Annotated in this window: 21 protein-coding genes, 1 other RNA gene and 1 riboswitch; of the genes, 13 read left to right on the top strand and 9 right to left on the bottom strand. The window is 67.4% G+C overall.

Annotation, left to right across the window (positions count from 1 at the left end; all coding sequences use genetic code 11):
• Positions 1 to 23 precede the first annotated feature (23 nt).
• On the top strand, positions 24 to 842 hold the full coding sequence (gene lgt / locus BLQ58_RS20615; protein ID WP_092601666.1) for a prolipoprotein diacylglyceryl transferase: 819 nt from the start codon (positions 24 to 26) through the stop codon (positions 840 to 842).
• Between the two features lie 145 nt (positions 843 to 987).
• Here the strand turns inward: lgt and BLQ58_RS20610 are convergent, their stop codons facing one another.
• On the bottom strand, positions 988 to 2,028 hold the full coding sequence (locus tag BLQ58_RS20610) for a M48 family metallopeptidase (protein WP_092601664.1): 1,041 nt from the start codon (positions 2,026 to 2,028) through the stop codon (positions 988 to 990).
• Between the two features lie 18 nt (positions 2,029 to 2,046).
• On the bottom strand, positions 2,047 to 3,120 hold the full coding sequence (locus BLQ58_RS20605) for a YjgN family protein (protein WP_092601662.1): 1,074 nt from the start codon (positions 3,118 to 3,120) through the stop codon (positions 2,047 to 2,049).
• Between the two features lie 784 nt (positions 3,121 to 3,904).
• Between BLQ58_RS20605 and BLQ58_RS20600 the strand changes: the two genes are divergently transcribed.
• The 5 genes from BLQ58_RS20600 to BLQ58_RS20580 all read left to right on the top strand — a co-directional run bounded on the left by BLQ58_RS20600 (position 3,905) and on the right by BLQ58_RS20580 (position 9,689).
• The gene (locus BLQ58_RS20600) at positions 3,905 to 4,639 is read left to right on the top strand and encodes a GntR family transcriptional regulator (protein WP_254776034.1); all 735 of its coding nucleotides are present in this window, start codon (positions 3,905 to 3,907) and stop codon (positions 4,637 to 4,639) included.
• 52 nt (positions 4,640 to 4,691) lie between these two features.
• Positions 4,692 to 6,134 carry a malonyl-CoA decarboxylase domain-containing protein gene (locus BLQ58_RS20595; protein WP_092601660.1) on the top strand — a complete coding sequence of 481 codons (1,443 nt, stop codon included), beginning with the start codon at positions 4,692 to 4,694 and terminating at the stop codon, positions 6,132 to 6,134.
• A gap of 106 nt (positions 6,135 to 6,240) precedes the next feature.
• Positions 6,241 to 7,248 carry a Bug family tripartite tricarboxylate transporter substrate binding protein gene (locus BLQ58_RS20590; protein ID WP_092601658.1) on the top strand — a complete coding sequence of 336 codons (1,008 nt, stop codon included), beginning with the start codon at positions 6,241 to 6,243 and terminating at the stop codon, positions 7,246 to 7,248.
• Positions 7,248 to 8,048 carry an enoyl-CoA hydratase/isomerase family protein gene (locus BLQ58_RS20585; RefSeq protein WP_092601656.1) on the top strand — a complete coding sequence of 267 codons (801 nt, stop codon included), beginning with the start codon at positions 7,248 to 7,250 and terminating at the stop codon, positions 8,046 to 8,048. The genes BLQ58_RS20590 and BLQ58_RS20585 overlap by 1 nt, the downstream gene beginning before the upstream one ends.
• A gap of 87 nt (positions 8,049 to 8,135) precedes the next feature.
• Positions 8,136 to 9,689 carry a malonate--CoA ligase gene (locus BLQ58_RS20580; protein WP_092601654.1) on the top strand — a complete coding sequence of 518 codons (1,554 nt, stop codon included), beginning with the start codon at positions 8,136 to 8,138 and terminating at the stop codon, positions 9,687 to 9,689.
• A gap of 79 nt (positions 9,690 to 9,768) precedes the next feature.
• On the opposite strand, the gene BLQ58_RS20575 is transcribed toward BLQ58_RS20580, so the two are convergent.
• From BLQ58_RS20575 to BLQ58_RS20555, 5 genes are all read right to left on the bottom strand, one after another.
• Positions 9,769 to 10,467, bottom strand: coding sequence for an SIMPL domain-containing protein (locus tag BLQ58_RS20575; protein ID WP_092601652.1), 699 nt, complete (start codon positions 10,465 to 10,467; stop codon positions 9,769 to 9,771).
• Positions 10,468 to 10,623: 156 nt separating this feature from the next.
• On the bottom strand, positions 10,624 to 11,097 hold the full coding sequence (locus BLQ58_RS20570) for an EVE domain-containing protein (protein WP_092601650.1): 474 nt from the start codon (positions 11,095 to 11,097) through the stop codon (positions 10,624 to 10,626).
• Between the two features lie 76 nt (positions 11,098 to 11,173).
• Positions 11,174 to 11,392, bottom strand: a non-coding RNA gene (ssrS, locus tag BLQ58_RS20565) — 6S RNA.
• A 328-nt stretch (positions 11,393 to 11,720) separates the two neighbouring features.
• Positions 11,721 to 12,044 carry a cell division protein ZapA gene (locus tag BLQ58_RS20560; protein WP_092601648.1) on the bottom strand — a complete coding sequence of 108 codons (324 nt, stop codon included), beginning with the start codon at positions 12,042 to 12,044 and terminating at the stop codon, positions 11,721 to 11,723.
• On the bottom strand, positions 12,041 to 12,364 hold the full coding sequence (locus tag BLQ58_RS20555) for a hypothetical protein (RefSeq protein WP_092601646.1): 324 nt from the start codon (positions 12,362 to 12,364) through the stop codon (positions 12,041 to 12,043). Before BLQ58_RS20555 ends, BLQ58_RS20560 begins: the two co-directional genes overlap by 4 nt.
• A gap of 205 nt (positions 12,365 to 12,569) precedes the next feature.
• Positions 12,570 to 12,875, top strand: a riboswitch (cobalamin riboswitch).
• Positions 12,876 to 12,950: 75 nt separating this feature from the next.
• Here BLQ58_RS20555 and BLQ58_RS20550 point away from each other — a divergent pair.
• The 7 genes from BLQ58_RS20550 (at position 12,951) to cobC (ending at position 19,895) form a co-directional block, all read left to right on the top strand.
• Positions 12,951 to 14,948, top strand: coding sequence for a TonB-dependent receptor plug domain-containing protein (locus BLQ58_RS20550; RefSeq protein WP_092601644.1), 1,998 nt, complete (start codon positions 12,951 to 12,953; stop codon positions 14,946 to 14,948).
• Positions 14,949 to 14,964: 16 nt separating this feature from the next.
• Positions 14,965 to 15,972: a FecCD family ABC transporter permease gene (locus BLQ58_RS20545; RefSeq protein WP_092601642.1), complete on the top strand. Its 1,008-nt coding sequence runs from the start codon at positions 14,965 to 14,967 to the stop codon at positions 15,970 to 15,972.
• Complete coding sequence (locus BLQ58_RS20540; protein WP_092601640.1) at positions 15,969 to 16,778, top strand: ABC transporter ATP-binding protein; 810 nt, start codon at positions 15,969 to 15,971, stop codon at positions 16,776 to 16,778. Before BLQ58_RS20545 ends, BLQ58_RS20540 begins: the two co-directional genes overlap by 4 nt.
• Positions 16,775 to 17,407 carry a cob(I)yrinic acid a,c-diamide adenosyltransferase gene (gene cobO, locus BLQ58_RS20535; protein WP_092601638.1) on the top strand — a complete coding sequence of 211 codons (633 nt, stop codon included), beginning with the start codon at positions 16,775 to 16,777 and terminating at the stop codon, positions 17,405 to 17,407. Before BLQ58_RS20540 ends, cobO begins: the two co-directional genes overlap by 4 nt.
• A gap of 66 nt (positions 17,408 to 17,473) precedes the next feature.
• Complete coding sequence (gene cobT, locus BLQ58_RS20530) at positions 17,474 to 18,538, top strand: nicotinate-nucleotide--dimethylbenzimidazole phosphoribosyltransferase (protein WP_254776033.1); 1,065 nt, start codon at positions 17,474 to 17,476, stop codon at positions 18,536 to 18,538.
• A gap of 14 nt (positions 18,539 to 18,552) precedes the next feature.
• Positions 18,553 to 19,329: an adenosylcobinamide-GDP ribazoletransferase gene (locus BLQ58_RS20525; protein WP_092601633.1), complete on the top strand. Its 777-nt coding sequence runs from the start codon at positions 18,553 to 18,555 to the stop codon at positions 19,327 to 19,329.
• On the top strand, positions 19,314 to 19,895 hold the full coding sequence (cobC, locus tag BLQ58_RS20520; RefSeq protein WP_092601631.1) for an alpha-ribazole phosphatase family protein: 582 nt from the start codon (positions 19,314 to 19,316) through the stop codon (positions 19,893 to 19,895). The genes BLQ58_RS20525 and cobC overlap by 16 nt, the downstream gene beginning before the upstream one ends.
• A 108-nt stretch (positions 19,896 to 20,003) precedes the next feature.
• Here the strand turns inward: cobC and BLQ58_RS20515 are convergent, their stop codons facing one another.
• Together BLQ58_RS20515 and cobD are read right to left on the bottom strand one after the other, a co-directional pair.
• Entirely contained in the window at positions 20,004 to 20,900 is an 897-nt protein-coding gene (locus BLQ58_RS20515) for a cobalamin-binding protein (protein ID WP_092601629.1), read from the bottom strand.
• Positions 20,897 to 21,952, bottom strand: a complete 1,056-nt coding sequence (cobD, locus tag BLQ58_RS20510; RefSeq protein ID WP_092601791.1) for a threonine-phosphate decarboxylase CobD — start codon at positions 21,950 to 21,952, stop codon at positions 20,897 to 20,899. Before cobD ends, BLQ58_RS20515 begins: the two co-directional genes overlap by 4 nt.
• Between the last annotated feature and the right edge of the window lie 63 nt (positions 21,953 to 22,015).

The following is a 22,015-nucleotide window of genomic DNA, read 5'->3' as shown; positions in this document are numbered from 1 at the left end:
TACCGCTACTCTCCCGCTACTCCATGCTCGTTCATCCGCAATTCGATCCGGTTGCCATCCACCTGGGGCCGCTGGCCATCCGCTGGTACGGACTCATGTACCTGGCCGGCTTCATCATGTTCCTGTGGTTCGGCCGGCTGCGTATCAGGCAGCCCCATGTCGCGGCGCGCGGCTGGGTTGCGCGCGATCTCGACGACATGCTGTTCTACGGCGTGCTGGGCGTGATCCTGGGCGGCCGCCTCGGTTATGTGCTGTTCTACAAGCCGAGCTACTACCTGACCCACCCGCTGGAGATCTTCAAGGTATGGGAAGGCGGCATGGCTTTCCACGGCGGGTTCCTGGGCGTGCTGGTGGCGATGTGGGTGTTTGCCAAGGTGCGGCGCCGCCACTGGATGGAAGTGACCGACTTCATCGCGCCGCTGATCCCGTGCGGGCTGGCCGCCGGCCGCATCGGCAACTTCATCAACGGCGAACTGTGGGGGCGTGCCACCGACCTGCCCTGGGGCATGATCTTCCCGCAGGCCGGCGACAACATTCCGCGTCATCCGTCGCAGCTGTACCAGTTTGCCGGCGAAGGCGTGGCGCTGTTCATCATCCTGTGGCTGTTCGCGCGCAAGCCCCGGCCGATGGGTGCCGTGTCGGGCGTGTTCCTGATCGGCTATGGGGCGTTCCGCTTCCTGGCCGAGTTCACGCGCGAGCCGGACAGCTTCCTGGGCCTGCTGGCGCTGAAGCTGTCGATGGGACAGTGGCTGAGCCTGCCGATGATCCTGATCGGCGTGCTGATGGTGGTGTGGGCATATCGCCGCCAGGCCAACGGCGCGGCCGCCGGGGCCGCGCGTTGATGCTGGCTGTCTCCCCGGCCCCTCTCCCGCACGCGTGAGAGGGGCCGAAGGACGGCCCGGCGGTTCAAAGTCCGCCGGATCGGCCAGAACCTCGATCCCTCACCCCCAGCCCCTCTCCGGCAAGGCGGGAGAGGGCAGCACAAAACTACTGCGCGTTCCGGATCGCATCGATCCGTTCTTTCGTCAGTGGGTGGGTCGAGAAGAATCCCGCCTCCTCATCGTCCCCGGCTTCCTTGCCGCTCCGCTTGCCTGGCTTGCGACGCCCGCCGTGGGCGTCTTCCAGCTGCTGTAGCGCGTCGGCCAGCGCCGACGGCGGCAGCCGGTTTTCCCGCAGCACTTCCACCGCAAACGCATCGGCCTCGCGCTCGTGATCGCGCGAGTACCGCATGGCCAGCATCGCCGTGGGCACCGTGGCCAGCAGCGACGACACGTCGCCCAGGAAGTACGCGGTCAATGCGCCCACCGCCGACGCCTGGAACACCTGCTGCAGCCCGTGGCGTTGCGTGACGTGGCCGGCCTCGTGCGCCAGCACACCCATCATGGCCGGGCCGGTGCCCAGCAGCTTCACCAGTTCGTCGGTCACGACGATGGTGCCGCCGGGCAGGGCCAGCGCGTTGGCGCCGATGCCGCCGCCATGGCGGAAGAGGATCTGGTAGTCATGGCCGGGATCGGCCGGCCGGCGCAGCGCCGCGAAGTTGTCGCGGATGCGTTGCTGGTCGGCGGCCGGCAGCGTGCTGGGCTTGACGATGCCCCGGTCCAGGCTGTCCAGCGTGGTGCGGCCCAGTTGCGCTTCGAGCGATGCCGGTATCGTGCGTGCAACCAGAACCGCAGTCCACGGCAGCAGGTAGAAATACGAGACCGCCACGAACAGCACCAGGCCCAGCATCGACAGCCCGACCAGGCGCCAGCTGTTCTGCGCGCGCGACACCCAGCCTTCCCGATGGCCGGTGGCGGCCAGCATGGCGTCAAATCCGGCGTGGTCGATGATCTCGCAGTAGGCCCCGTCGTCGAACGTCACCAGGCGCGGGCCGCGCCGGATGCGTTCGGAGACGCGCAACGACGCCAGCGGCGCGCGGCGCAGTTCGTCGCCGCCAGCATCCTGCAGCACGGCGTGGCCGTCCCGGACGTGCAGCACGACCGGGTGCGCGCGCGACGTGCGGCCATCGAAGTATTGCGCGGCAATCATGGCGGCCCGCTCCTTCGCTTACAGCGCGATGTCGATGTCGTACCAGTCCGCCGCGGCATCGCCCAGCGCGCCGACGTGCTGCTTTTCGCCGACGACGAAGGCGTCGAGCGCGCCCACGGCGACCATCGTCATCGATTCGACGCGATAGCGTACCGACCGCACGCGCGCGAACGGGTAGAACAGCCCGAGCGTCAGCGCGGTGAGGATCAGGTTCGTCACCGAGATCAGAAACAGGGTGCGGGCCTTGACGTCGCTGCGGAAGTGATGCGGCGCCAGCGTGGTGTGGTTCCACACCGCGTTCTGCAGCCGCGCCTGGAAGAACGGGCCGATCAGCAGGAAACCGGCATACATCGCCAACGCCATCAGCATGACCACAAAGACAAGGCCCGCCTTGCCGCCCGCCGCGGCTGCCAGCGCACCCCCGGCGAGGCCGCCCGCCACCAGGAACAGCAGCACCACGCCCGCCGTGACGAGGTACACGCGGTAAAAGTCGCCGGCCGTGCCGTCGAACGCGAATTGCGCGGTTCCAAAGCGCGTGTTGTTGTGCTGGTAGCGTTTGAGCCGCTGGTGGGCCATCGGCGCCAGCAGCCACAGCGTCAGGCCGGTCAGGAGCGGCCACAGCAGGAAGACCTTATAGCCGTCGCGGTCGGTACCCGTGAACGCGAAGCGCAGGCCCCGATAGCTGGAATTGGCCATGCGGAAGCGCAGCGATCGCACCAGCAGCAGCGGAAACACCACGGCCAGCGCCAGCGCCAGCAACGCGCCCAGCGCTGGCGAGAATTTAAGGACCAGCTGATACATCGCAAACAGGCCGAAGACGATGCCACGTCCCTTGAGAATCGCCTTTGCGTTGCCGTGGTAGTCGAACGTGGCGCCGTCCAGTTGCGTGCTGCGGTAGAAATATTGCTGCGTGCGCACCTTGGCCCAGGCGGAATAGATGCCCAGCGTAACGACGGTCAGCAGCGTGTTGACGATCCAGATTCGGAAATACTCGGACCCCGATCCGGTAAATGCGAATTTCAGGTGGCGCGGTACACGGCTGTCTGGCGCGACGAATTTGGCCTGCAGCCCGTCTTGATCTTCCCAGTTCATCTAATTGACCTCTCCAGTTGTTACAGGGCGCTTTTTTGCAGCCGGCGCTTGTTTCAGGTTTGCAACCAGTTTGCGCGCGGCTTTCGTGCGCTGGTCAACACATTCTCTCACCCGCGCGTATCGCTGGGGTCACAAGTACCCGTGCGGATCGCGCCGGATACAACGCCGAGCGTAACTGAGGTCGTAACGACAAAGAAACATTCTGTTACATGGTAAGGCGACTGTCACAAGTTAAGTTTCGTTCTCCCCAGCAAAATCAATGACTTAGCTGCTGTGGCACGGTCCTCGCTATTCAGCCTGTTACAAGAATGGTCGGGGCCCGCAACGTACGGCCCGAAACGGCGCCAGAGGGGAGGGTGCGCACGACGATGCGCCGGCGCCGTGGCAACGACAAAAAGCCAAACGGGAAAAGGCACGGGAAAATCCGCACTCCAGGACGAGTGCATTGACGGGGTAGGCGCGGGGCCAGCGCCAGCAAATGAATCTGACCCGCAAGCGTCCGGCACATCTCGCCCGGCGCCCAAGTCGAAGACCCAACGCGGTTATTTCATGCGCGGGCAATCTTCCTGCAGGGAGGCAGGAAGATTGCCCGCCGCACCTCTCGATTTCCCTGAGTTTCCGATCCGCCACGCTTGCTGCTCCGCAGCATCGAAACCGCTTGCGGCCCCCGGCACACTATCCATAATTATGAATTATTGCGGCTTAATCGCCTCTCGCGATGCCGCATCGGCATGCATGTTCCCGTGGGGTTTCCCCCTCATATCGAAGGCAGGCAGGAGGCACGATGCGTATCGTCAGGCAGGCGCTGTACCTGGAGGTGGCGGACCGGCTGCGGGCGATGATCGACGACCGCACGCTGATGCCGGGTGCGTGGATCGACGAGGTGGCCCTGGCGGCGTCGCTGGGCACGTCGCGCACGCCGCTGCGCGAGGCGCTGAAGGTGCTGGCCGCAGAAGGGCTGGTCCGGCTGGAGCCGCGGCGAGGCTGCTTTGTCAACGCGCTGACCGAGCAGGACCTGGACGACATCTTCCCGTTGATGGCGCTCCTGGAAGGGCGCTGCGCCTACGAGGCCGCGCGCAATGCCACGCCGGCCGATCTTGCCTCGCTCGAAGGCCTGCACGCCGACCTGGCGCGCTACGCGCAGGCTGGCGATATCGATGCCTACTACGAAACCAACTACCAGATCCATGAAGCGATCCAGCGGCTGGCGGGCAATCGCTGGCTGTCGGGCGTGGTCAGCGACCTGCGCAAGGTGCTGCGCCTGTCGCGCCACAAGAGCCTGCGGCTGCCCGGACGCATCCACGAGTCGTGTGCCGAACACCTGTCGGTGTTCTCGGCATTGAAGGCCCATGACCCCGAAGGTGCCGAGGCGTTGATGAAGACCCACGTGCTGCGTCAGCGCGGCGCATTGCGCATGCTCGACGCGGCCGAGCATGAAGCTGGGGCGCCCACGCACGCCGGCACGCCGTCAGCCACTGCCTCGCCGTCCGCGCATTTGCGCCTGGCCGGGCAAGGCTGACGCCCAACTGACCCCGCTTGCCCATCCTCCACCGACCTCGCAGGACACGACCATGACTGCCCTCGATCCCGCCGACCAACAGAAAGTCAGTGCTCCGCTGGACGCCAGCGAGCCCGTCAGCGACTCGCTGTTCTCGCGCTTTGGCCGATGGTGGAACCGCAAGGGCGACGACGCGCCCGCGCCCGCCGCGCCGGACGCGGCCCAGCAGACGCTGTCCACGCGCGCCGTCAAACGCCAGCGCGAACAGCTGCGCCAGTGCTTCGAGGCGCGCCTGACAGACGGCGCAGCCAATGCCGCCGCACTGGCCTGGCAGGACGAATACCAGGCAGCGGCCGAGCCGCTGCGCCAGGCCATGCTGGGCGTGCTGGCCGATGTGGCGGCCGGGCGCGATGCGCCGGGCGGCGCGTCCGGCAGCGGGCCGGCAGGCGCATCGGCCGGCGCGGCATCAGGGCTGTCGCAGGCCTTGTCGAATGCGCGCATCCGCTTCTTCAAGCGCATTGCCGCGCATCACGGCAAGCGTGGCGACAGCGCCTGCGGCCTGCATTTCCTGATCCAGTTGCGTTCGGACATGTTGCGCTGGCAGAAGCGCATTCCCGGCCTGCGGGCGCTGGACGAAGACCTTGAGGCGCTGTTCTCGAACTGGTTCGACGTGGGCCTGCTGGAACTGCAGCCGATCACCTGGGATTCGCCCGCGTCGCTGCTCGAAAAGCTGATCCGCTACGAAGCGGTCCACGAGATCTCGTCGTGGAACGACCTGCGCAACCGGCTCGATTCGGACCGCCGCTGCTATGCGTTCTTTCACCCACGCATTCCGCGCGAGCCGCTGATCTTCGTGGAAGTGGCGTTCGTACCCGAGATGGCCGCCAACGTCCAGACGCTGCTGGACGAGGCTGCGCCTCTGGAAGACCTGCGCCGCGTGAAATGGGCCATCTTCTATTCGATCTCGAACACGCAGACGGGCCTGCGCGGCGTGAGCTTCGGCAATTTCCTGCTCAAGCGCGTGATCGAGGAACTGCAGCGCGAATTCCCGAAGCTCAAGCAGTTCGCCACGCTGTCTCCGATTCCGGGCTTTGCCGACTGGCTGCGCAAGCAGGACGGCGAGTCGGTTGCACGCATCCTGGGTGACAAGCGGCTGTCGCGCTGGCGCGAACGGCATGGCGAGGCGCCGGCCGATGGCGCAGCCTGGTTTGCCGCGCTGCCGGCTGACGCGCAGGACCCTGTCATCCGCGATACAGCGCTGGCGCTGGTGGCGCATTACCTGGTGCGCCAGGGCGGCAAGGGCGTGCCGGCCGATCCGGTGGCGCGTTTCCACCTGGGGAACGGGGCATGTGTCGAGCGTGTGAACTGGGGCGCCGACCTGTCGCGAAAAGGCCGCGCACAGTCATGCGGGGTGATGGTGAATTATCTTTACGTGCCCGAGGCGCTGGATGACAATCTGGCTCGCCTTGGCGATGGCAACCCCCGCGTCAGCCGCGCGGTGGCCAAGCTGCTGTAGCCCTCGGGTCGGGCACGGACGCCAGGCAGGTTTCTTGTCGGGTGGGTGGCAGTAGGCAGTACTTCGATTGACTTTCCACGCAGTAAGTAGAGAGAGGAGACAGTACATGAGTCGTCAGCGCAAACTGACCGCGTTCGCACGCGTCTTTGCAATCGCCGGCCTGGTGGCCGGCATCGGGGCAAGCCTTTATGCGCCGGCCGCGCAGGCCGCGGATCCGTGGCCGAACAAGCCCGTCACCGTGATCGTGCCGTTCCCGGCCGGCGGTGGCACCGACGCGTTCGCGCGTCCGTTGACCGCGCAGCTTTCGAAGCAGCTCGGCAAGCAGTTCGTGATCGACAACCGCGGCGGCGCCGGCGGCACGGTGGGCGCCAGCCTCGCGGCCAAGGCCGCGCCGGACGGCTACACGGTCTTCATCGGCGGTGCGCACCACGCCATCGCGCCGTCGTTCTACAAGAAGCTCGACTACGACATCGAGAAGGATTTCGTGCCGATCACGGTGATCGCCCAGCCGCCGCAGGTGATCGTGGTGAATCCGTCGAAGGTGCAGGCCAACACGCTGAAGGATCTGATCGCCTATGCCAAGGCGCATCCGGGCCAGCTCAACTACGCATCGGCAGGTAACGGCTCGGCGCACCATCTGGCGGGCGAGCTGTTCAAGCTGCAGACCCAGACCGACCTGGCGCACGTGCCGTACAAGGGCGCCGGCCCGGCGCTGTCCGACCTGATCGCCGGGCAGGTGGATCTGATGTTCGACGGCCTTGGCTCATCGGCGCAACATATTCGCGCGGGCCGCATCAAGGCCCTGGCCGTGGCCTCGAAGACGCGCTCGGCGGCGTTCCCGAACGTGCCGACGGCCGCCGAGGCGGGTGTGCCGAACTACGAGGTGTCCACATGGTACGCGCTGTGGGCGCCCAAGGGCACGCCGAAGGAGATCGTCGACAAGCTCTACGCCGAGACCACCAAGGCGCTGAACAGCCCCGAGATGAAGGCCATCTGGCTGCAGAACGGTTCGGACATCCCGCAGTTCACGCAGGAACAGTTCGCGCAGTTCCAGCGCGCCGAGATCAAGCGATGGGCCGAGGTGGTGCAGCGTTCGGGCGCCAAGATCGACTGATGGGCGGCACTGTCACGTTCGCACGCGACGGCCACGTGGTCACCGTCACGCTGTCGCATCCGGGCAAGCTCAACGCGATATCGGCCGGCATGTGGCAGGCGCTGGCCACCGGGTTTGACGCCCTGGCGGCCGAGGTGGCCAGCGCGGCCGCCCGTTCGCCGCGCTGCGTGGTTGTGCGCGGCGCCGACGGGAACTTCGCCGCCGGGGCGGACATCGCCGAATTTCCGGTGGTGCGGGGCGACGAGGCCGCGGTGCGTCGCTATCACACGGCAATCATTGCGCCGGCGTTGCGGGCCATCGCCGAATGTCCCTTGCCGACGCTGGCGGCCATCGAAGGCGTCTGCGTGGGCGGGGGGCTGGAAATCGCGTGCAACTGTGACCTGCGCGTCGCTGCGGCGGGCAGCCGCTTCGGTGTGCCGATCAACCGGCTGGGGTTTCCGATGGCGCCCGGCGAACTGCAGGGCCTGCTGGCCCTGGCAGGGCGTGCCGTGACGCTGGAAATCCTGCTGGAAGGCCGCGTGTTCGACGCCGCCGAGGCCGCCGCCAAGGGGCTGCTGACGCGCGTGGTGCCGGAAGCCGCCCTGCACGACGAGGTGGCCGCCACGGTGCAGCGTCTCTGCGTAGGGGCGCCGCTGGCCGCGCGCATCAACAAGGCAACCATCCGCCGCCTGTCGCCGGCGCCGGCGCCGCTGACCGCCGCGGAACTGGACGCCCACTTTGCCTACGCCGGCAGCCGCGACCACGCCGAGGGCGTTGCCGCCTTCCTGGCGCACCGGCCTCCGGATTTCACCGGGGAGTAATATGTCGGCCGGCCGGCTATCATGGCCGGCTGTCCCGGCGCACCCGACCGCCATCCCCGGGCATGCCATTCCCTTTTGCTCAGTACCATGAACGCCAATCTGTTCGCCCTGTTCGAATCCCGTTTTCCTGCCGACCGCAGCGCCTGCTGCATCGAAACGCATGACGGCCTGTACTACACGTGGGACGACCTGGACCGCGCCACGGCCAAGCTTGCCAACCTGCTGACCGCCCTGAAGCTGCCGGCTGGCGCGCGCGTGGCCGTACAGGTGGAAAAGTCGCCGGAGGCGCTGTTCCTGTATCTGGCCACGCTGCGGGCGGGCTATGTGTACCTGCCGCTGAACACCGCGTACCAGGAAGCCGAAATCGATTATTTCGTCGGCAATGCCGAACCGGCGGTGGTGGTCTGCAGCAGCAGCAACTTCGGCTGGGTATCGAAGGTGGCGTTTGCGCACAACACGGCACACGTGTTCACGCTCGACGACGACCGTACCGGGTCGCTGCTGCAGCGCGCGGCGGCGCAGCCGGATACCTTCGAGACCGTGCACCGCGCGGACGACGATCTGGCGGCCATCCTGTACACGTCGGGCACCACCGGCCGCAGCAAGGGCGCGATGCTGACGCATCGCAACCTGGCATCGAACGCGCTGACGCTGAACGAATACTGGGGCTGGCGCAGCGACGACGTGCTGCTGCACATGCTGCCGATCTTCCACGTCCACGGACTGTTCGTGGCGTCGCACGGCGCGCTGCTGGCCGGTGCGAAGATGATCTGGGCGCCCAGACTCGACATGGGCCAGATCCTGAAATTCATCCCGCGCTGCACGGTGATGATGGGCGTGCCGACCTACTACGTGCGCATGGTGCAGGAGTCGCGTTTCGACAAGGAACTCTGCAAGAACATGCGCCTGTTCGTGTCGGGATCGGCGCCGCTGCTGCTGGAAACGTTCGACGCCTTCCGCGAGCGTACCGGCCATACGATCCTGGAACGCTACGGCATGAGCGAAACCGTGATGCTGGTCTCGAACCCGTACGACACCGCGCTGGGTGACCGCATCGGCGGCACCGTGGGGATGCCGCTGCCGGGCGTCTCGGTGCGCGTGATGGACGGCGAGGGCAACCTGTGCCGTCCGGGCATGATCGGCAATGTCGAGGTTCAGGGCCCCAACGTGTTCAAGGGCTACTGGCGCATGCCGGAAAAGACCGCCGAGGAATTCACCGCCGATGGCTGGTTCAGGACCGGCGACGTGGGCCGCTTCGGGGGTGCCATCGTCAGCCAGGCTGGCGAACGCAAGGTGCCGGACAACTACCTGACGATCGTCGGCCGCAGCAAGGACCTGATCATCTCGGGCGGCTACAACGTCTACCCGAAGGAAATCGAGAGCTTTATCGACGAGATGCCCGGTGTGGTGGAATCGGCTGTGATCGGCGTGCCCCATGCCGATTTCGGCGAGGCCGTGGTGGCCGTGGTGGTGCGCAAACCCGGCGCGGATATCGACGAGGCCGGCATGATCGGCACGCTCAAGGGCCGCATCGCCAACTTCAAGGTGCCCAAGCGCGTGCACGTGGTGGACGAACTGCCACGTAACACGATGGGCAAGGTGCAGAAGAACGTGCTGCGCCAGCAGTTCGCGGCGCTGTAATCCGAAGCCATCCGAGAAAAAGCCCCGCCCCATGAAAATATGAGCGGGGCTTTTTCCTGTTTTCTTGTTGGATTGTCGATTACTTCACCATCTGCACCGACCCGTTGACCGACACGGTCACCTGTGTCTTGCCGCCTTCCACCGGAATCGGCGCGCCGGCATCGGCCGACATGGCCTTGGCCGCGTACATGCGCGGCACCGGCGGCATCACGCCGCCCGACTCATTGACCGAGACTTCACGGATCGTGAAGCTGCTGAAGCCGAACAGCTTCGTCGTGGCCTGCGCCTTGTCGCGGAATGCCGCCACGGCCTGGTCGGCCAGTTTCTGCTCGGCGGCGCGCCGGGCCTCGCGCGACAGCGAGAAGCCGACGTTCTGCACCTGCATCTGGTTGGCCAGTTCGCCAGCCAGCTTCGACACGGCGGCGAAGTCCTTCGACTTGAGGATGATCTCCGAACGGCCGCGCCACGTGCTGATCTTGCCGTTGCGGTCGGTATTCGGATGAATCGTGAAGCCGCCGGACTGCGCTTCCACGCCCGACACGCGCCTGGCCTGCGCCAGTGCCGCCTGGGTGCGCGAAGACAGCGCGTTCGAGATGGCGGAAGGCTCGGGGCCTTCCTGCTCGGCGGCCAGGACCAGCGTGACCACGTCGGTCGGCACTTCGGTCACGGCTTCGGCGGACAACGACAGCACACCCGAAGGCTGCGGCACGGCAACGGTCTGCGCCGAGGCCACGGCGGCGGCAGTGCCCAGCAGCGAGGCGACCAGCAATTTCTTCATATTGTTCTCCGATCAATGTGATGGCTATCAGATGCGAAGCCTTGCATTTCGTTCCATGCGGGCTCCTGCATGAACGCTCTAACGGCCGGGCGGCCGGATCGGGGTTAAGGCGAGTGAAAAAAATGCGGCGCGGCCAGAAGGCTGCGGTCGCAGATGCTACTTCATCAGCTTTCCGGTGATGAAGCGCCATTCGGCCGGTGTGACTGGCGTGATCGACAGCCGGTTGCCCTTGCGCAGCACGACCATGTCGGCCAGTGCGTCATGCTCGCGCAACGCCGGCAGCGGGATCAGCGCGCTCTTCTTGACGAAGCGCACGTCCACTAGCGACCAGCGCGGCTCGTCCTGCTTCGACGCGCGGTCGTAGTAGTCGCTGTTGGGATCGAACTGCGTGGGATCGGGGTAGGGCTGCGAGCAGACTTCGGCAATGCCGGCGATGCCCGGTTCAGGGCACGAGGAGTGATAGAACAGTACGCCGTCACCAATGCGCATCTGGTCGCGCATGAAGTTGCGCGCCTGGTAGTTGCGCACGCCGGTCCATGGCAGCGTGCCTTCACGGGCCAGATCGTCGATGCTGGCTTCGTCCGGTTCGGACTTCATCAGCCAGTACTGGCGGGCACGCTCGTCGGCCATGGATCAGTGACAGGTCAGGAGTTGAAATGAAAAAGGCGGTGGTTCATTGAAACCACCGCCTCTTCACCACTTGAAGGGGGTCCCCGCCTCGGCCGCTGGGTCGGCATCCTGAACCCAAGTGAGGTTCAGAGTGGCTGCGGAAGTCGTATTTCGGGTACATCGCCCACTCAGGGAGTCCGGACCGAAGCCAGGACTTTGAATGCGGTAACGCGCTCGCCCACACGACATGATCCCGCACCATGCAATGCATATCGGTTCAAGGAGTTTATGACCCTCACGAACCAGGCAGGGAAACTGTCAAACGTCTGACTTGGGTTCCTGTGCGTGCAACACGCTTGGGATGTCAGACGTTTGCCGTTTCAAACTAGGATGGGATGGAAACGGCGGCCAGGCCCGATAACCCGACCATCCAACTGCGTCGGTCAGTCTCGCCGCGCAGTGGCTCCACTATACACCGCGACGTCAGTGATACCAAGCCGGATACGTCGAGGCGTTACATTTTCCACAACGACCGGCATATCCATGCACATCATGCGGCCGGGCGCGGCACCGGCTTCACATGGACGCCATATCTGGCCGAAGCCGCGCAATTCAAGTGTTGCCGTCAGGGTTTTTTCAGCGGCTCAGCGCGTGCCCACGTGCGCGTACTGGCGCAGCGCCTCGTCGGCGCGCTCGTTCAGTTCGCGAATGCGCGCGCGCACCGCGTCCACCGGAATCGTGCCGTCCTCTTCCTGCTTGCGGCGGATCGCCAGCAGGTCTGACGCAATGCTGATGGCGGCCATCACGGCCACGCGTTCCACGCCCTTGGCCGACACACTGCCCTTGAGCTTGTTCATCTTGTCGTCGACCAGCGCGGCCGCTTCCAGCAGCGCGGCCTCGTTCTCCGGCGAGATCGCGAAACGGTAGGGCTGGCCTGCGATATTCAGTTCCACTTGCTTGTTGCTCATGCGTGTTCTCCGGGGGCTTGCTGCGAACCTTCCGATGCGGCGCGGGCCTGGCCTTCGCCGAGCAGGTCGAGCTGGCGCGCGTCACTGGCGGTGGGCAGCTTGTCCAGGATGGACTGGATGCGCAGCTGCGCTTCCTCGATCTTGATGTTGAGCAGCTCGCGGTCGGCCGCCATGGCTTCGCGGTCCGCGCGCAACGTGCTCGCCTCGGCCTGCAGGCGGTCGATCTCCGCGCGCAGCCGCTGGTTTTCCGCCGCCAGGGTGTCCGCATGATGCAGCACGCGCCCGATCTTGGCGGCCAGTTGTTCGAGTTCGTTGAGCATAGTGCCTGTCGTGTCCGGTAGGAGTAAGGGTCAGGTTTGGGGATTCTAGCCGATGCACGCGCGGGGGCTACCGCCAACGCGCCCGGTGAGACTTGGCTGCCGCACGGAAGTTGCACCGATCTGCGGCGAATGGCGCGATTTCGCGTGTCAATCACGGATATCGGCAACTTGACCCCTCGCATTGACGCCAACTTTGAAACTCCCTACACTCGCGCACGTTCCAGGTGCTCGCGGCCTCCCTTACGCAGGGGCTGCAGTTCAACGGGAAACAGGGAGCCGGGTACCGCCCGCCAGCCCGGGACGACTTGGATCGGCCAGGCTGGACGCGAGCGGGGCAGGCCAACCTGTGCTGCCCCCGCAACGGTAAGCGACCGCGAACACGCCAAGCGTCGTTCGCAGGGCGGGCCAAGGCCACTGATACGGACTCGCCGGAGGTTGCGGCGAGCCCATCGGGAAGGCGGCCTGCCTGATGTCGTCAGCCCGGATACCGGCCTGAAGAACGCGGGCGTCCGCACCCCATGCGGCACGCCCATTCGCCATCAGGTCCGCGGGGGAACGGGCCCGGCCGTTCTCATCCATCCTGCTCATGCGTTCCACGCTATCCAGGTCGACCGTCGCGGTGAAGCCGCCGGTTCGCCCGTCCGTGCCCGCCATCATGGCGGCCATTGCCGTTCTTTCCGCATCCCATATCCCGGCGTTTGCCCAGCAGGCGCCCGCCGAGGCGGCTCCCGTCGCGCCTGCCGCACCCGCCGATGCCACATCGGCCGCACCTGCCGCGCAGCCGGCGGCCCAGCCCCGGTCGCTGGCACCCGTGGTGGTCACCGCCTCGCGCACCGCGCAGCGTGTGACCGAGGCGTTGCCGCACACGACGGTGGTGACCCAGGAGGACATCGTCAATTCGCAGGCGCCCGACCTGCGCTCGCTGCTGCGCGGCCAGGCCGGTGTCGAATTCGCCGCCAACGGCGGCATGGGCGCCAATACGTCGCTGTTCATGCGCGGCGCCAATTCCAACCAGGTACTGATCCTGATCGATGGCGTGCGCGTGGCCGGCGTCAGCGGCGGCACGGCCCAGCTGGCGAACATCCTGCCCGACCAGATCGACCATATCGAGGTGGTACGCGGCAACGTGTCGGCGCTGTACGGGTCGGACGCGATCGGCGGCGTGGTGCAGATCTTCACCAAGAATGGTGCCGGCCAGGCACCGGCAGCCAATGCGCAGGTGGAGTACGGCAGCAACAACACGCGCCAGGGCACCGTGGGTTACGGCGGCCAGATTGGCGATACGTCGTTCAACCTGACCGGATCGATCTTCAAGACCGACGGATTTTCGTCGATCAACTATAACCAGTGGGCCGCCGCCAATGCCGCGGCAGTCCGGCGCGGCAACGGCCCGAACCCCGGCGACAACCCGTACGAGAACAAGAGCGTGTCGGGCCAGATCCGTCACAAGTTCACGGCCGACTGGGACGCCGGCTTCGCCGCGTACTACTCGAAGAGCGACCTGTCGTACGACAGCACCAGCGGCAAGCCGACCGACGATTTCCGCATGAACAGCGAGCTCTACACGCTGTCGGCGTTCGTCAACGGCAAGGTGACCTCGGCCTGGACCACGCATTTCAAGATCGCGCAGAGCGAAGACCGCAGCGAAGGCACGAAGAATGGCCTGTTCGACAGCCTGTTCAGCACGCGCAACCGCCAGTTCAACTGGCAGAACGAATACGCGCTGACGCCCGACCACAAGCTGCTGTTCGGCACCGACTGGCTGCAGCAGACGCTGGCGTCGAGTTCGTACAACGCGCCGTCGCGCAACGTGTTTTCGGTATACGGCGGCTATGAAGGCCGGATCGGCCGGAACCAGCTGCAACTGAACGCCCGCAACGACCACTATTCCGACTTCGGCAACCAGGGCAGCTTCTTTGCGGGCTATGGCTTCAACGTGACCGATCAGGTCAAGCTGATCGCCAACGTCAGCAATGCGTTCCGCGCGCCGACCTTCAACGAGCTGTACTACCCAGGCTTCGGCCAGCCGAACCTCAAACCCGAGCGCGCCAAGTCCGCCGAGGCAGGTGTGCAGGTCGATACGGCCAGCGCCGGCCTGCTGCGCGTGACCGCGTTCGAAACCCGCTATGACGACCTGATCGTGTCGACCGCCGTGGGCAGTGGCGTGTTCCTGGCGCAGAATGTCAACAAGGCCAAGGTGCAGGGCATCGAGGCCTCATGGCGCGCCACGATCTGGGGGACCGACCTGGGCGCCGCCGTGACCTTCCAGAACCCGGTGGACGAGAGCAGCAACACCCAGCTGCTGCGCCGGGCGCGACGCCATGCATCGTTCGACGTGGGCCGCAACTTCGGCAACTGGCGCTTTGGTGGCGAATGGCTGCTGTCGTCGGAGCGGCTCGACAACAGCGGGCGCGTCCTGGGCGGATACGGTATCGTCAACCTCAATGCCCGCTACAACATCGACAAGCAATGGTTCGTGGCTGCCCGTGTGGAAAACCTGTTCGACAAGAACTACCAGCTTGCCTGGCCCTACAACACGCAGGGCCGCGCCGGATTCATCACGCTCGGCTGGCGCCAGAAGTAGGGCCTGACGTCACGTCATGACCGAACTGCGCCGCGCGCTGACCGTCTGGACCGTCCTGGCCGTGGCCGGGACGGCGGTGTTCGCGCTGTCGCTGGCGGCCGGCAGCGTCGCGCTGGACATCGCGCAGGTCTGGCAGGCGCTGACCGGCGCCGATACCGGCACGGCCGGCGCCATCGTGCGTGAACTGCGGCTGCCGCGCGCGGCGGCGGCGTTTGCCTGCGGCGGGCTGCTGGCGCTGTCCGGCGCGCTGATGCAGGTGCTGCTGCGCAATCCGCTGGCCGAGCCCTATGTGCTGGGCGTGTCCGGCGGGGCGTCCACGGGCGCGCTGCTGGCGATGCTGCTGTCGCTGCCGCTGTGGGTCGTCCAGACCGGCGCGGCGGGCGGCGCGCTCTGTTCGATGCTGCTGGTGGCCACGCTGGCGCGGCGCGACCTGCTGCATCCGCAAGTGCAGGGCGGCCACCACGAGGCCGGGGCGCGGTTGCTGCTGACCGGCGTGATCCTGGCGGCCGGCTGGGGCGCGCTGATCACGCTGATCCTGGCCATCGCGCCGGAATCGCGGCTGCGCGGCATGCTGTTCTGGCTGACCGGTGACCTGGGCGGCACCGCCAGCTACGGCTGGGCGCTGGCCACGCTGGTCGTGGCGCTGGGGCTGGCCATGCCGATGGCGCGGGCGCTGAACGTGATGCTGCTTGGTGAGACCGTGGCGCAGTCGCTGGGCGTGCGCGTGGGTCGCGTCAGGCTGGCCACCTTCCTGATTGCCTCGTTTTCCATCGCCGCCGCCATCACCACGGCCGGGTCCATCGGCTTTGTGGGGCTGGTGGTGCCGCACATGGTGCGGCTGGCGTGGGGCAACGACCAGCGCCAACTGCTGCCGGCGTCGGTGCTGCTGGGCGGCACGCTGCTGATGGCAGCCGACCTGATCGCCCGCACCGTGATCGCGCCGGCGCAGTTGCCGGTGGGTGTCATCACCGCGCTGCTGGGCGTGCCAACTTTCCTTTACCTGCTGCTGCGGAGGCCGCGATGAACGCATGGTTCGAGCCGCTGGCCCCGTGTCCGGTCCTGTCGCTGCGCGACGTGCGCCTGCGGGTGGGCCAGCGCGTGCTGGTCGATGGCCTGTCGCTGTCCATCCAGGCGGGCCAGCTCTGGTGCGTCGTGGGCCCGAACGGCGTGGGCAAATCCACGCTGATGGGCGTGCTGGCCGGCTTGCGCGCGCCCGATGGCGGGGCCGTGGAAATCGATGGCGTGGCTGCCACGCAGGTGGCGCCGGCCACGCTGGCCCGTCAGCGCGCCTACCTGCCGCAGGCCGTGCATGACACGTTCTCGATGGTGGCGGAGGATGCGGTGCGCATCGGCCGTCATCCGCACATGAGCGGCTGGGGCTGGGGCAAGCGCGACGACGACCGCGTGGTACGCGACGTGATGGCCCAGTGCGATCTCGATGCCCTGGCCGCGCGCGATGTGCTGACGCTGTCCGGCGGCGAGCGCCAGCGCGTGTCGCTGGCCGCGGTGCTGGCCCAGCAGGCGCCGCTGCTGATGCTGGACGAACCGGTCTCGCACCTGGACCTGCGCCACCAGATCCTGGTGCTGGACCTGCTGCGCCGCCTGACCAGTGCCGGCCGCCACGCCGCCGTGGTGATCCTGCACGACCTGACGCTCGCGCGCCGGCATGCCACCCATGCGCTGCTGATGGCCGAAGACGGCGTCGCGCTGCACGGCCCGGTGCACGACGTCCTCACGCCCGCGCAGTGCTCGCGCGCACTACGCACCCCCATTATCAGCATCAGCGACGGCATCCATACCGCGCTGATCCCCGACGGAAAGACACCATGAGCGATACCGAACACCCCAGCCAGCCCGACGACGGCCGCGACGAGCGCCACAAGAACCGCATGGTCCGCAAGAAGGAGGTGGTCGATGCCAAGATTGCCGCCGCCCAGACCGAGCGCGGTGTGATCGTCATCACCACCGGCAACGGCAAGGGCAAGTCGAGCTCGGGCTTCGGCATGGTGGTGCGCGCGATGGGGCACGGCATGCGCACGGGCGTGGTCCAGTTCATCAAGGGTGCCATCCCGAGCGGCGAGGAAATGTTCCTGCGGCGCTTTCCGGACCAATGCGAATTCCACGTGATGGGCGAGGGCTACACCTGGGAAACCCAGGACCGCGCACGCGACGTGGCCAAGGCCGAGGCCGCGTGGGAGGTGGCCCGCCGCATGCTGCGCGACCCGTCGATCGGCCTGGTGCTGTTCGATGAACTGAACATTGCGCTGAAGTTGCACTATCTTGATGTCGAGACCGTGATTGCCGACCTGCGCGCGCGCCCTGCGATGCAGCACGTGGTGATCACGGGTCGCGGCGCGCCGCCTGCACTGGTGGAAGCGGCCGACACGGTGACCGACATGACGCCCGTCAAACACGCGTTCCAGCAGGGCATCAAGGCCCAGCGTGGCGTAGAAATGTAGGAAAACGCCAGCCCGAAACGCTTCGCTTCGCCTGGCTGGCGTGCTCCGAGGATCGAAAGAAGATTGATGACCCATATTTCCGACTTTGCGCTGACCCTGCCGCCGATCGCGCCGCTTGACGAATCGCTGCGCGGCACGCTCCAGGCGGCCATCGACGACAAGACCAAGCCGCCCGGGTCGCTGGGCCGGCTCGAATCGCTGGCGCTGCAGATCGGCATGATCCGTGGCGAAACCGTACCCGAACTGAACCGGCCCGCGATCATCGTATTCGCCGGCGACCATGGCGTGGCCGATGCCGGCGTCAGCGCCTTCCCGGCCGAAGTCACCGCGCAGATGGTGCTGAACTTCCTGAACGGCGGGGCCGCCATCAACGTCTTCACGCGCCAGCATGGCATGGTGCTCGAAGTGGTGGACGTGGGCGTGCGTGCGCCGCTGCCGGCGTCGCCGGGGCTGGTCAACAGCCGCGTGGCCAATGGCACGCGCAATTTCGTCGAGCAGCCGGCCATGATGCCGGCTGAAGCCGGCGCGGCGATCAACACCGGCATCGCGCGGGTGCTGCGCCACGCGCAGCAGGGCACCAATGTGATCGGGTTTGGCGAGATGGGCATTGCCAATACCTCGGCGGCGGCCTGTGTGATGAGCCGGCTGACCGGCCTGCCGCTGGAAGCCTGCACCGGGCGCGGCACGGGGCTGGACGACGCCGGCGTGGCGCGCAAGCGCGAGATTCTGGCGCAGGCGCTGGCGCGGCATCCGGACGCCACCGATCCGCTGGACGTGCTGGCCACGTTCGGCGGCTTCGAGATCGCGGCGATGACCGGCGCCTACCTGGCCGCCGCCGCCAGCCGCATGGTGATCCTGGTGGATGGCTTCATCGCGTCGGCGGCGCTGCTGGTGGCCGCGCGCATCGACCCGAACGTGCTGCAGTACTGCGTGTTCTCGCACTGCTCCCACGAGCAGGGACACCGCGCGCTGCTGGCCGAGTTCAAGGCCGAGCCGCTGCTGGCGCTGGACCTGCGGCTGGGCGAAGGCACAGGCGCCGCGCTGGCGTGGCCGCTGGTGGCGTCGGCCGTCGCCTTCCTGCGCGAGATGGCCACGTTCAGCGGCGCCGGCATCAGCAACGCTTCCGCCTAGACCGCGCAGACGCCATGGCCGACGAACTCCGCTTCTTCCTGACCGCCGTAGGCTACTTCACGCGCGTGCCCATGCCGCAGCGGGTGGCGGTGTGGGTGGGGTTCGCGCCGCACTACCTGAACGCCGCCGCACGCTATTTTCCGGCGGTGGGCCTGCTCGTGGGTGTGGCGGGGGCATTGGTGACGGGCCTTGCGTGGCAGCTCTGGTCGCCGTCGGTGGCCATCGTGCTGGGCATGGCCGCCACGCTGCTGCTGACGGGCGCGTTCCACGAGGATGGGCTGGCTGACTGCGTGGATGCCTTCGGCGGCGGCTACCGGCCCGAGGACGTGCTGCGGATCATGCACGACTCCCGCGTGGGCGCGTTCGGTGCCATCGCCATCGTGGTGGCGCTGCTGCTGAAGTGGCAATTGCTGGTGTCCGTCGGGGAAGTCCACGGCGGCATGACGTTGCTGGCGGTGCTGGTTGCGGGTCACGGGGCGAGCCGCGCCATGGCCATCACGTTCCTGGCCACGCACGACTACGTGCGCCACGAAGGCAAGGCCAAGCCGGTGGCCCAGCGGCTGGAAACCCGCAGCCTGGTCTTCGCGCTGGCGTGCGGCGTGCTGCCGCTGCTGTGGGTCTCGCCGTGGTTCGCCATCGTGACCGTGCTGGTGCTGGCCGGCCTGCGCGCCGCGCTCGGGGCCTATTTCGTGCGGCGCATCGGCGGCTATACCGGCGATTGCCTGGGCATGTCCCAACAGCTTGCCGAGCTGTCGATCTATCTGGTGGCCGCGGCATGGAAGTTCTACTGATTCGCCACGCGCAGCCCGAAGTGGCGGCGGGCGTCTGCTACGGCAGTCTGGATCTGGCGCTGACGACGCCCGTCACGCCCGACCCGGCGCGGATCGTGGCCGGTCTGGCATCGCCGCATCGCATCGTCACCAGCCCGGCGCTGCGCGCCCGCGACACGGCCGCACAACTGGCGGCCTGCCTGCCGGGGCTGCCCGCGGCCGATGTGGAGCCGCGCCTGCGCGAGATGGATTTCGGCGCCTGGGAAGGCCAGGCCTGGACGGCGATTCCGCGCGACGCGCTGGATCTGTGGGCGGCCGATTTGATGGGCGCCCGTCCCCATGGCGGCGAAAGCCCGGCGCAGGTCTCGGCGCGCGTGGCCGAATGGGCCGATGCGCTTGATGTCGAATCGGACACGCGGTTGTGGGTGGTGACTCACGCCGGGCCGATGCGCATGCTGGCCGCCCATTGGCTGGGGATCACACTGGCGCAGACGCTGCACTGGTCGCTCGGGTTCGGCGCCACCTGCAAGTTCCGCCTGGGCGATGGCGCGCCGAGGCTGGGGTGGTGGAATCGTGTAACGGGCTGATCGCCGGCCTGCCTGCTTCCACACCGCTTTCCGGGTTTGCTCCCTCTCCCCCCTGCGCGGCAGAGGGTTGGGGGAGAGGGCCGGCCGCTCAACCGGCGATCGGCTTGGTCACTTCCCCCGCCGCGAGCGCGCGAGTTCGAGATCCTTGCAGATTTCGGCCGCGCCCTGCACCACGCGCGGACCCGCGCGGTTGACCAGATCGCCGTCGATGATGAACAGGTTGTTGCGCGCCACGGCGGTGACCTGTTTCCACTTCTCCCACGTCGAAAAATCCGCCAGCGGCTTGTCCGGGCGCGTGGCGCCCATGCCGGCCGTCAGCATGACCTCCGGGTTACCGGCCACCACGGCCTCCACCGACACCGTGGGCACCAGCGGCGACTCCTTGGCGAACAGGTTGCGGCCGCCACACAGCGTCAGCAGGTCGCTGACCAGATGCTGGCCATTCAGCGTCATCAGCGGCTGCTGCCACACCTGATAGAACACCGTCACGGGCGGGCGATCGGCATAGGTCTTGCGCAGCGTGCTCGCCTGCTGGCGGAAATCGGCAGCGGCCCGATTGGCCACGGCCTCCGTCCCCATCAGCGTGCCAAGCTTTTCAAGATTCTCCGGTATCGATTCCAGGCGGCGCGGCTCGCTGTAGAACAGCGGCATGCCCAGCGCGCGCAGGCGGTCGGTCTGCTTCTGGGCGTTGCCATGGCGCCAGACCACGATCAGGTCGGGCTTGAGCGCGGCGATGCGTTCCAGGTCCAGTGCCTTGTTGTCGCCCACGCGCGGGATGTCGCGCGCAGGCGGCGGGTAGTCGCTGTAGCTGACCGTGCCGACGATGCGATCGCCACCGCCGGCCGCGTAGATCAGTTCGGTCACGTGCGGGGCCAGCGAGACGATGCGCCGCGCGGGCTGGGCCAGCGTGACGGTCTGGCCGGCGTCGTCGGTGACGGTGATGGCGGCGTGGACGCAGGGGCTGGCGAGCAGCGCCGTGGCGAGCAGGAACGGGGAGGCCTTCATCGGGATCCGGTGAGGAGGGGGTGGTCAGTGGCGCCGGCTTGCAGGTCGGATCGTGCCACGCCCAGCGCCGCATCGAGTCGTTGCCAGGCGTCCTCGGCATCGGGCGGCAGGCCCAGGCGCAGGCTGGCCGGGCAGCCGCCCGCGGCGTCGAACAGGCGCGTCCAGACACCTTGCCGGGCGAGCGCCTCGTGCAGGGCGGGCGCGCGGGCATCGGGCACCCAGCTGAACAGCGGCTGCGATACCGGCGTCAGCCCGTGGTCACGCAGCAGCGTCGCCAGGCGCTGGCCCTGTTGTTGCAACGCCGTGCGGGTGGCGGCCTGCCACGCGGTATCGGTCAGCGCCAGCCGTGCCACGGCGCGGGCCGGCCCGGAGACAGTCCAGTGTCCAAGCCGGCGCGACAGGGCATCGAGCAGATCGGGGGCGGCCAGCACGAAGCCGCAGCGCATGCCTGCCAGCCCGTAGAACTTGCCGATGGAGCGCAGCACGACAAGTCCCGGCAGGCCGGTGTGCGCGGCCAGTGACGGCATCGTGGTGCTGTCGAGGAACGCTTCGTCGACGATCAGCGTGGACAACTGCCCATGCCAGCGCAGCAGCCGATCGGGGGAGAGCAGCCGTGCGGTGGGATTGTTCGGATTGACGACGACCAGATGATCGAGCCCGTCGGGCAGGTCGTCGCGGGCGAAGTCCCGCTCGTCGAGCGGCACCACCGTGTGGCCGGCCAGCGCGAACGCGGGCGCATATTCGCTGTAGCCCAGCGCGGCGATGCCCACCCGGCCCGCTCGCAGCAACGCGGGCAGCGTGCGGATGGCCGCCTGCGATCCCGCCACCGGCAGCGCGTGCGGCGCGCCATACGCCCGCGCGGCGATCTCCGCCAGGCCGTCGTCGTCCTGCGGCAGCCGCTGCCACGCGTCGGCAGGCAGCGGGGGCACCGGATAGCCGGCCGGATTGATGCCAGTGGACAAATCGAGCCAGTCTTCGGCCGCACGGCCGTAGCGGCGCACGGCGGCCAGCAGGTTGCCGCCATGGCGGATCGGGGCCAGGGCGCTGCTCACGCTGCTCACACCGCTCACGCCGCTCACACCGCTCACACCGCTCACACCGCTCACACCGCTCAC

This window comes from Ralstonia sp. 25mfcol4.1 (assembly GCF_900104095.1).
In the GTDB taxonomy this organism is placed as follows: Bacteria; Pseudomonadota; Gammaproteobacteria; order Burkholderiales; family Burkholderiaceae; genus Cupriavidus.
The sequence above is the reverse complement of the archived record's forward strand: the minus strand, read 5'-3'. Positions and strand labels throughout refer to the sequence as shown.

What these genes read in the sequence shown, in the direction of transcription:
- lgt (WP_092601666.1), top strand. Translation starts at nt 24, where the DNA reads ATGCTCGTTCATCCGCAATTCGATCCGGTTGCCATCCACCTGGGGCCG.
- BLQ58_RS20610 (WP_092601664.1), bottom strand. Translation starts at nt 2,028, where the DNA reads ATGATTGCCGCGCAATACTTCGATGGCCGCACGTCGCGCGCGCACCCG.
- BLQ58_RS20605 (WP_092601662.1), bottom strand. Translation starts at nt 3,120, where the DNA reads ATGAACTGGGAAGATCAAGACGGGCTGCAGGCCAAATTCGTCGCGCCA.
- BLQ58_RS20600 (WP_254776034.1), top strand. Translation starts at nt 3,905, where the DNA reads ATGCGTATCGTCAGGCAGGCGCTGTACCTGGAGGTGGCGGACCGGCTG.
- BLQ58_RS20595 (WP_092601660.1), top strand. Translation starts at nt 4,692, where the DNA reads ATGACTGCCCTCGATCCCGCCGACCAACAGAAAGTCAGTGCTCCGCTG.
- BLQ58_RS20590 (WP_092601658.1), top strand. Translation starts at nt 6,241, where the DNA reads ATGAGTCGTCAGCGCAAACTGACCGCGTTCGCACGCGTCTTTGCAATC.
- BLQ58_RS20585 (WP_092601656.1), top strand. Translation starts at nt 7,248, where the DNA reads ATGGGCGGCACTGTCACGTTCGCACGCGACGGCCACGTGGTCACCGTC.
- BLQ58_RS20580 (WP_092601654.1), top strand. Translation starts at nt 8,136, where the DNA reads ATGAACGCCAATCTGTTCGCCCTGTTCGAATCCCGTTTTCCTGCCGAC.
- BLQ58_RS20575 (WP_092601652.1), bottom strand. Translation starts at nt 10,467, where the DNA reads ATGAAGAAATTGCTGGTCGCCTCGCTGCTGGGCACTGCCGCCGCCGTG.
- BLQ58_RS20570 (WP_092601650.1), bottom strand. Translation starts at nt 11,097, where the DNA reads ATGGCCGACGAGCGTGCCCGCCAGTACTGGCTGATGAAGTCCGAACCG.
- BLQ58_RS20560 (WP_092601648.1), bottom strand. Translation starts at nt 12,044, where the DNA reads ATGAGCAACAAGCAAGTGGAACTGAATATCGCAGGCCAGCCCTACCGT.
- BLQ58_RS20555 (WP_092601646.1), bottom strand. Translation starts at nt 12,364, where the DNA reads ATGCTCAACGAACTCGAACAACTGGCCGCCAAGATCGGGCGCGTGCTG.
- BLQ58_RS20550 (WP_092601644.1), top strand. Translation starts at nt 12,951, where the DNA reads ATGCGTTCCACGCTATCCAGGTCGACCGTCGCGGTGAAGCCGCCGGTT.
- BLQ58_RS20545 (WP_092601642.1), top strand. Translation starts at nt 14,965, where the DNA reads ATGACCGAACTGCGCCGCGCGCTGACCGTCTGGACCGTCCTGGCCGTG.
- BLQ58_RS20540 (WP_092601640.1), top strand. Translation starts at nt 15,969, where the DNA reads ATGAACGCATGGTTCGAGCCGCTGGCCCCGTGTCCGGTCCTGTCGCTG.
- cobO (WP_092601638.1), top strand. Translation starts at nt 16,775, where the DNA reads ATGAGCGATACCGAACACCCCAGCCAGCCCGACGACGGCCGCGACGAG.
- cobT (WP_254776033.1), top strand. Translation starts at nt 17,474, where the DNA reads ATGACCCATATTTCCGACTTTGCGCTGACCCTGCCGCCGATCGCGCCG.
- BLQ58_RS20525 (WP_092601633.1), top strand. Translation starts at nt 18,553, where the DNA reads ATGGCCGACGAACTCCGCTTCTTCCTGACCGCCGTAGGCTACTTCACG.
- cobC (WP_092601631.1), top strand. Translation starts at nt 19,314, where the DNA reads ATGGAAGTTCTACTGATTCGCCACGCGCAGCCCGAAGTGGCGGCGGGC.
- BLQ58_RS20515 (WP_092601629.1), bottom strand. Translation starts at nt 20,900, where the DNA reads ATGAAGGCCTCCCCGTTCCTGCTCGCCACGGCGCTGCTCGCCAGCCCC.